This window comes from Nostoc sp. DedQUE07 (assembly GCF_034530975.2).
Lineage (GTDB): Bacteria > Cyanobacteriota > Cyanobacteriia > Cyanobacteriales > Nostocaceae > Nostoc.
On record NZ_JAVRCC020000032.1, the window covers coordinates 86,129 to 94,976 of the forward strand.

Annotated in this window: 6 protein-coding genes; 4 read left to right on the forward strand and 2 right to left on the reverse strand. The window is 43.3% G+C overall.

Annotated elements, in window-relative coordinates; translation table 11 throughout:
- Window positions 1–8: 8 nt before the first annotated feature.
- On the reverse strand, window positions 9–209 hold the full coding sequence (locus tag RMZ95_RS22555) for a hypothetical protein (RefSeq protein WP_094349495.1): 201 nt from the start codon (window positions 207–209) through the stop codon (window positions 9–11).
- Between the two features lie 471 nt (window positions 210–680).
- Between RMZ95_RS22555 and RMZ95_RS22560 the strand changes: the two genes are divergently transcribed.
- The 4 genes from RMZ95_RS22560 (at window position 681) to RMZ95_RS22575 (ending at window position 7,631) form a co-directional block, all read left to right on the forward strand.
- Entirely contained in the window at window positions 681–1,010 is a 330-nt protein-coding gene (locus tag RMZ95_RS22560) for an STAS domain-containing protein (protein WP_322675006.1), read from the forward strand.
- 152 nt (window positions 1,011–1,162) lie between these two features.
- Window positions 1,163–3,889, forward strand: a complete 2,727-nt coding sequence (locus RMZ95_RS22565) for a TIGR03936 family radical SAM-associated protein (RefSeq protein ID WP_322683625.1) — start codon at window positions 1,163–1,165, stop codon at window positions 3,887–3,889.
- A 937-nt stretch (window positions 3,890–4,826) separates the two neighbouring features.
- Complete coding sequence (locus tag RMZ95_RS22570; RefSeq protein ID WP_322683626.1) at window positions 4,827–6,965, forward strand: Rne/Rng family ribonuclease; 2,139 nt, start codon at window positions 4,827–4,829, stop codon at window positions 6,963–6,965.
- A gap of 9 nt (window positions 6,966–6,974) precedes the next feature.
- On the forward strand, window positions 6,975–7,631 hold the full coding sequence (locus tag RMZ95_RS22575; RefSeq protein ID WP_322683627.1) for a ribonuclease HII: 657 nt from the start codon (window positions 6,975–6,977) through the stop codon (window positions 7,629–7,631).
- 281 nt (window positions 7,632–7,912) lie between these two features.
- Here the strand turns inward: RMZ95_RS22575 and RMZ95_RS22580 are convergent, their stop codons facing one another.
- Window positions 7,913–8,500 (reverse strand): DUF1997 domain-containing protein, encoded by a 588-nt coding sequence (locus RMZ95_RS22580; RefSeq protein WP_322663547.1) that lies wholly within the window; start codon window positions 8,498–8,500, stop codon window positions 7,913–7,915.
- Between the last annotated feature and the right edge of the window lie 348 nt (window positions 8,501–8,848).

Consider the following 8,848-nt stretch of genomic DNA (forward strand, 5'->3'; position numbering starts at 1 on the left):
GAATTATTTTAAAATCCCAGGCTAGGAACCAACTGGATTCGTCCAGCATCCATCTCTGCCATTAATAATTCTAAGGCTTCGTAATCAACATCAGAAATATAACCCAGTTCCGTCAGTTCTGAATTGATTTCATTCTCTATCTCAGGAGTTAGTTTTTTAATGTCAAGAGCTTTTTCTACCAATTTACGAATAGCGTACTGAGTTCTCATAAATAATAACCCAACTGTAATATGATACTAATCATCCCAGATCGGTCTCAGTATAAAGAGCGATCCAAATACTAACTTAGTAGTGATATATATCACAATTTTATTAGTTAGAGAGATAATTCACTATGACTTTGCCGTATACCATCAGCAACGCTAAAGTTGCAGATTTAACCTAACGTTAAAACTTGGTTAAATTAGCTTTAGTGATAGACTAAGCAAGGTTTCTCAGCATAGTTACTGATAATTTGTCTGCTTTATGGCCGTCTATAGTTGATTCTTTTTGAAGTGACATAAAAAAAAAGTATATATAAACACATTTTAACCTGGAATTATAACAATCTTTAAACAGACATACTAAAGCAATAAAGATTCAGCAAAGAGAGCTAAGACGTATGGTCGATGCAACAAGATAGAGTTTATGTTCAAATAATCCTTAGCTTGACGCTTCAAAATTCTTAATAGGATGTAACTATGCAGGCAGTGCTTAACTATCCCAAAATTGCAGTTATTCGCCCCCAAGGGTGCTTAAATGCTGCAAACGCCTTGGAATTTGAACGAGATATGGCTACAGCGTTGGCGCAAAATGGTATTTCCACCTTGGTAGTAGACCTCGCAGCAGTAGAATCGTTAGACAGCGCGGGGTTGATGGCATTGTTATCTACACACAAGCTGGCTCTTACTTTAGGAAGAAGTTGCCAACTTAGCGCTGTTGCCCCACAAATTAGAATGATTTTTGAACTGACGCAACTAGATAGGGTATTTGAAATATTAGACGCTGAAGCCAAATTGCTTCAAATATAACTTTATGTAAAAGCACAAAGGTTCGGGCAATAATTAAGTGGACTTTATGTAAAGGAGTTGTAAGTTGCAACGATAAAATCTGTTAGAAGACCTAATTCAATGCTAATGTTGGGTTTAGGTAGCTGTAATTAAGGTAGCTAGAAGATAGCACAGTGGTTGTTGCAGTTGAAAAATTAATAACGTCAGATATTTTAAAACCAGCACGTTACCTGGGTAACGAGCTGTTAGCGGTACACAAACCTTGGGATACGGCAGCAATACGTTGGGTTTTAACCTACCCAGAAGTATATGAAGTCGGTGCATCTAATTTAGGGCACATCATCCTTTATAACATCTTGAATGCCCAACCGCGTCAATTGTGCGATCGCGCCTACCTCCCAGGAAAAGACCTGGCAGCCAAACTACGGGAAACTAATACGCCATTGTTTGCGGTAGAGTCAAAGCGATCGCTAAGAGAATTCGACATTTTAGGCTTTAGCCTCAGTTACGAGCTGGGTGCAACTAATATCCTCGAAATGTTGGATTTGGCTGGAATTCCCTTGACGTGGCGAGAGAGGCAGGGGAGCAGCACTTCTCTACGAGACGCTGCGCAAACGGCTACGCTCAGTGACCGAGGAGCAGAGGGGCAGGGAGGCAGAGAATCTACCGATACCCAGTCATCCTTTCCGTTGATTTTCGCTGGTGGGCAAACAGCGACATCAAATCCTGAGCCTTATGCTGACTTCTTCGACTTTATCGCCCTTGGAGATGGAGAAGAACTGCTGCCAGAAATTGGTTTGATTTTAGAACAAGGCAAACAAGCAGGATTAAGTCGGGAACACCTGTTACTGGATTTGGCACAGATACCAGGCGTATATGTGCCTCAGTTTTACCATATGGCAGAGGATGGCTCAGTTCACCCTCTGCGGCCAGACGTACCAAAACGAATTCTGCGACGGGTTGCAACTCCCATACCAGCATATTCTATTGGTTTGGTTCCCTACGTAGAAACGGTGCATGACCGCTTGACCATTGAGATTCGGCGTGGTTGCACACGTGGCTGTCGCTTCTGTCAACCAGGAATGCTGACTCGACCAGCACGGGATGTAGAACCCGATAAGGTTGTAGAAGCAATTGAACAGGGTATGCGGGCAACTGGTTACAATGAGTTTTCCCTCCTATCTTTGAGTTGTTCTGATTATTTGTCCCTACCAGCAGTGGGGATGGAAATCAAAAATCGCTTAAAAAATGAAAACATTTCTCTGACTCTACCAAGCCAACGGGTAGACAGATTTGATGAGAATATTGCCAACATCCTGGGAGGTACGCGCCAAGGTGGACTGACTTTTGCTCCAGAAGCTGGTACTCAGCGGATGCGAGACATTGTGAATAAGGGGTTGACGAATGAAGAATTGTTGCGGGGAGTGAAAACCGCTTGGGAGCAAGGCTGGGATAAAATCAAGTTGTATTTTATGATTGGCTTGCCGGGTGAAACCGATGCTGATGTTTTGGGCATTGCCGAAACGGTAAGCTGGCTACAGCGAGAATGTCGAGGTAAGAGCAGAAAACCTCTAAACTTTAACCTGACGATTTCTAACTTTACGCCCAAGCCCCATACACCATTCCAGTGGCACTCAGTTTCTACGGCTGAATTTAAGCGCAAACAAAACCTGTTGCGGCAAGAATTCCGCCGAATCAAGGCAGTGAAGGTAAATTTTACCGATGTCCGCATTTCGGCAATGGAAGATTTTGTAGGACGAGGCGATCGCAATTTGAGCAAAGTAGTCCGCCTTGCGTGGGAATTGGGTGCAGGTATGGATTCCTGGTATGAAAATTTAGATCGAGCTTTTAGCGCTTGGGGATCTGCGATCGCCCAAGCTGATTTAGATTGGAAATACCGCCAAGTAGAAAATGGCGAATGGAATTTATTTCATATAGAGGCGCAAAAAAGCACAGAAGCAGAGGAGAACATCTCACTCAGCACTCCCCACTCTCTCGATATTCCCCTACCTTGGGATCATATTGATACCGGGATTGACAAAAAGTGGCTCCAAGAAGACTTGCAACGCGCTCTAGAAGCTGCAATTGTACCCGACTGCTCTTTTGAAGGTTGTTCTCATTGTGGCGTCTGTGGCACTGATTTTGGGCACAACGTGGTGATTGAATCACCTGTTATCCCAAAATTTGCTGGCGAATTTGTCCCCAACACAACTAAGGCGCAAAGACTGCGAGTTTGGTTTGGCAAACAAGGTAATATGGCTTTAATGAGCCATCTTGATTTAATTCGTCTGTTTGACCGAATTGTGCGGCGATCGGGCTTACCAATTGCTTTTACTGGTGGGTTTCACCCAATGCCACGGATTTCTCTAGCAACCGCTTTGGCTCTAGGGGCTACTAGCAGCGGTGAAATTGCAGATTTTGAGTTAACTGTGCCAGTGGAAGTTGATACTTTCTTCAGAAAGTTGGCTCGTGAAATGCCCACAGACATACCTATATATAATGTGGAGCAAATAGATTTAAAAGCTAGTGCCGCTACCCAACTGCTAGAGTCCGCAGAGTATTTAATTACTGTAGCAGCACTAGCAGAAACAACACCTATACAATGGCAAACCTGGATTGATACAATCAAAGCAAAAGAGGAACTTTGGTACGAGCAAACAACTAAATCAGGCAAGAGCCAGTTAATAAATCTGCGCGATCGCTTATTTGAACTGGAATTAGTAGAAACCCACAATAGCATTGCAGAATGTATGTCATCTGTAATCCGTTATTTAGGTAGCTATCGCCAGGACGGTTTGCTGTTGCGTCCCGAACAAATCCTGTTTATGCTAGAGACAGTGGCTGGTGTAGAATTTCAACTTCTGCACATCCACCGCAATCGGCTAATTTTAGGGGTATAATCCCTGTAGGGCAACTTGCTAGTAGTTGTCCTAAGATGGCAGCTCACAGGAATTGATTTTTAGCAAGGTTGCGTTAGAATAGGGTGAAGAGAAATTTTCTGGCGCTGCATTGAATTAGCTGGTTCACTACCCTGGTATTCAGGGGGCGAAAGCAAAGATATTAGAGTGCAACTTCTAGGATAAAATCCTAGACAAACAAAAAGCAGATTAAAGAATGCACACTCTCTATGTAGCTACCTTGTGAATCAGTAACTAACAGCAGGCTCGGTTAGTTTCTCTAAATTCATCCTTTTTAAACAACTGCTGAATGTCTAATCCACGTAGTGCCCAAGAGCTAGTGCATTACTTTTTTAGAGTTAAAGCAACTGCTGTCGGTTCTGCCTACTTGTAGACGTTCGCGAGACGCGCAAAGCGGTGCTTGTCTTAGTTTAGAGCGGCTCAAGGCAGGGTAGCAACTGTGGCTGCTGAGTATAACCCTAAGATAAATCCAGGGAATAGAAAATAGAAATAGTTTCTTTTTCTTAACGAATTCAGTAGGTTACTCTCAAAGAAAACATCCTGAGTTACAATGCTCACTCAGGATTTAGAACTTCAACTCAGAACTCTCAAGATTTGAGAGTATTGCATCACAAATCAACCACGAACGGTTGATTTAATAGCTTAAACGATATGCAGCAGTTCTGGAATAATCAGCCGTAAAAACGCTCTTAAGAGCGCCAATAGCTATTTAACTTAGAAGCTCAGATTTGCGATTTTTATTATCAGTAGCGCCTTTTGAGGGTTGCGAGGGCAGCGAAAGTATAATATCAAACCGAGAAAACATTGGTAATTAAAACTGACGCGGACACGCAATTAGTTTTGAATTATTAAGTAATTAACCGGACTTGATATAACAAACCTCAAACCTGTAAGTGCTGCCAATTTTTGAGGAAATTGAATGCCGAAACAAATTATCATCGCGGAGCAGCACCAAATTGCTGCGGTTTTTTCTGAAGATCAAATACAGGAACTCGTTGTTGCTACGGGTCATCATCAAATAGGCGATATCTACTTAGGAGTGGTAGAAAACGTATTGCCTGGGATAGATGCGGCTTTTGTTAATATTGGCGACCCAGAGCGCAACGGTTTTATTCATGTTACCGACTTGGGCCCATTGAAGCTCAAGCGTACCGCAGCGGCAATTACAGAACTACTTACACCACAACAGAAAGTTTTGGTGCAAGTAATGAAAGAGCCAACGGGGACAAAAGGGCCCAGGCTCACAGGTAATATCACCTTACCTGGACGCTATGTAGTACTGATGCCTTACGGTCGGGGCGTAAACTTATCTCGACGGATTAAAAGTGAAAGTGAGCGCAACCGCTTACGAGCGCTGGCGATTTTGGTTAAGCCGGCGGGAATGGGTTTGCTTGTGCGTACAGAAGCAGAAGGTAAACCCGAAGAAGCGATTATGGAAGATTTGGAATTGCTGCAAAAGCAATGGGAGGCTATCCAGCAGGAAGCCCATTCCACCCGTGCCCCAGCACTGCTCAACCGAGACGATGACTTTATCCAACGCGTATTGCGGGATATGTACGGCGCGGATGTCAATCGGATTGTGGTAGATTCCAGTACTGGTTTGAAGCGCGTCAAACAGTACTTGCAGAATTGGAGTGGCGGTCAAACACCGCAGGGATTGTTGATTGACCATCATCGCGATCGCTCCCCAATTTTAGAATACTTCCGCATCACTGCTGCAATTCGAGAAGCCCTGAAACCAAGGGTAGACCTACCTTCTGGCGGTTACATTATCATCGAGCCGACGGAGGCATTAACCGTAATCGATGTTAACTCAGGTTCGTTTACGCGATCGGCAACAGCTAGAGAAACAGTTTTGTGGACAAACTGCGAAGCAGCAACAGAAATTGCTCGCCAGTTGCGTCTGCGAAATATCGCTGGAGTGATCGTCGTTGATTTTATCGATATGGAATCGCGACGCGACCAACTACAAGTTCTCGAACACTTTAATAAAGCACTCAAAGCAGACAAAGCTCGTCCCCAGATTGCCCAACTTACCGAACTGGGTTTAGTAGAATTGACCCGCAAACGTCAGGGTCAAAATATTTATGAATTGTTTGGTGAAACTTGCCCCACCTGTGGCGGTTTAGGGCATACTGTGCGTCTGCCTGGAGAAATCGAAAACCGATTGCCAATACCGGCAGAAACACCAGAGCGCGAACGTTTTGTATCCTTGCCTCACCGAGAACCACGTCAGCCATCTGCCCGTATCCCGGAACCACGAGAAACATACGATGGATTTGGGGAAGGATTTGACGGCGACTCGGAATTGAGCAACCTAAATCTGATCAATCATCCTAGTTATCAAGAACTTAATGATAAGCGCCGTACCCGGACTCGCCGCAGTCGAATTGGTGTCAATGGGCTAAACGGGAAAGATGAAGCTCGAATTGTTCCCAGTCCCCTGACTTTTGTTAACGAGCCAGATTTAGACCTGGATATAGAACCAGAACTAGGAGTTGCGCCAGAAATTCCCTCACCCACCCTTGGTAAACCAGGCTGGAGTGAAAGAGTAGAGCGCACTAAAATTATCAAGGCAGAACCAGTTAAGCCAGTGGTAGAACCACCGGAGATTAGAACTGTAGAAATGAGCCTCCAAGAACAGGATATATTTGCCTTGATGGGAATATCTCCCTTAGTGAAGTTAGAGCAAGAGGTTAAAAATACCAAGTCTGTGATTATTAATGTGATTCAGCCCGGTCAAAAACCAACGACCCCAATTGAATCAACCTCAGAATCAACTATTGTCCAAAAAGCAACACCTGAAATAATCACTATTGCCCAAAAGGCAACACCTGAAATAACTGCAAGCAAAATACCGACACCAAAAGTTATTGAGCCAGAACAAAAATCTTTGATCGAAGAGACAACTGAACCATCGGAGTTGAGTGTGAACCCTTCGGGACGCTTGTCTGCAAAAGCTGCCGCGAACGAAATTGCAGATGAAAATGAAACTAATAGTAGCGCCACTGCCAGCCGTCGCCGCCGCCGTCGTTCTTCAGCGATCGAGGATAATTGAATTTAATTTATGGTAGAAACATCGCCAACGCCTTTGGAACAATCCACTTGGCTAGAGTTTTCTACCTTGTCAGATATTCCAGGGTTGGTTGCAGGTGTTGATGAAGTAGGGCGAGGTGCTCTATTTGGTCCTGTCGTGGCGGCAGCAGTGATCTTACCAGATCGGGCTTTGCCAATATTGATGGCAGCTAAAATCAAAGACAGTAAAAAGTTGTCTAGTTCTCGGAGAACTCAGCTAGCGCAGCAAATTTGTGCGCTGGCTATAGACTGGAAAATTGGGTTTGCTTCTACTGCCGAAATTGACAAGATAAATATTTTGCAAGCGACGTTGTTAGCAATGAAGCGGGCTGTGCTGAAGTTAAAGGTACAGCCTGTACTTTGCTTGATTGACGGCAATCAGTCAATCAAAGATTTGCTATTGCCGCAACAAACAATAGTTAAAGGAGACGAGCGATCGCTCGCTATTGCCTCTGCTAGTATTGTCGCTAAGGTTTGGCGTGACAATTTGATAATGCGTCTAGCATTAAAATACCCTATGTACAACCTGGAGTGTAACAAGGGTTATGGTAGCCATCGGCATTTGCTGGCTTTGCAACAATACGGGCCCTCTCCCCTGCATCGTCAGTCTTTTCGTCCTTGCCAAATCAAAATAATTCGTAATTCGTAATTCGTAATTCGTAATTTTCGGGTATAATTCCCTTTTCCTGCGGATACGGAATCTACGTTTATAGTTGGCTAAGTTTTCATCGGGGGTCTAAATCCACTTAGGGAACTCCAAATAAAAAAATACTCAACTACTTTTTGTGGGCTGGGCGACACGAGCGCCCCAAGCCTTGGGCGGACAAGATGTCCACCCCACAAGATTGGATAATTTATTTGTTGGAAGTCCCTTGTGTAACTGTTTCTAATTACGAATTACGAATTACGAATTACAAATTAGTTAAATAGTTACTCAGCATTCAGGATTGGTAATTCAGTACTATCACTGTCAAGTCCTCTATCTTTGGTTTGTGATATCACCCAGTAGCGATAATCCGTCAAAAGTTGATTCAATAACCGTTGCTTAACCGACAACAGTACACTTTTGAGCAAACCATTGCCAGTAGCTTCTAAAATCGGCTTAGGAGTAAAGGAAAATGGCGGTGGAAAATCCACCACTACTTCTAAATCAGCTTTTCCTTGCAGGCGAGTGCCAGTGCTAAACTCTTTGGGAGACAAATAGCCTTTTAAATTGAGAGCAAAGCGCTGGTTAATATACTCGAAACCTAAAATTTCACAGTTTAGCGATCGCAAATAAATTATTCCATTTGATTCTGCCCAGACTCTCATGTCTACAGTAGGTTGAATACTCAATGACATAAAAGTCAGTGGACGCATTTTCAAGCGAAATACTTCCTCAGAAAGCTGCTGAATCCGGCTATTGTCAACCAAAGCCTTAACCAGACGTTGAGGCTGACGCAAGTAGTGCTGAATGGGAATAGGCTGCTCTGGAACAGCTATTTCAACCGATTGGGAGGCAGTAAACCGGGTAGCCATGAGCTAATAAAAATATCTGTTTCTTAATTTTAATATTTTTTAACAACTTAGTTTTGATTATTAGAAAAGTACAAAATTTATTGATTATAAAAACGATTGTTGCTTATCAGCTATACGTCACTAGCACAAAGTTGTTACGCTCATTCTATCTTGAGTTCAATAAATATAAGATTAGGATTTCACTCTTGACACAAAAACAAGAATATGCTTTTTGTTTTGGGTAGAAACCAATATCATTGCTCTTAAATCTTCAGAGGGATTTAGTAAAAAAACTACTATAGCAATCTGATTTTATTTCTGAATTAATCGTAGGGACTAGGGACTGGGGATGGTGGGGCCCCCTCTGGG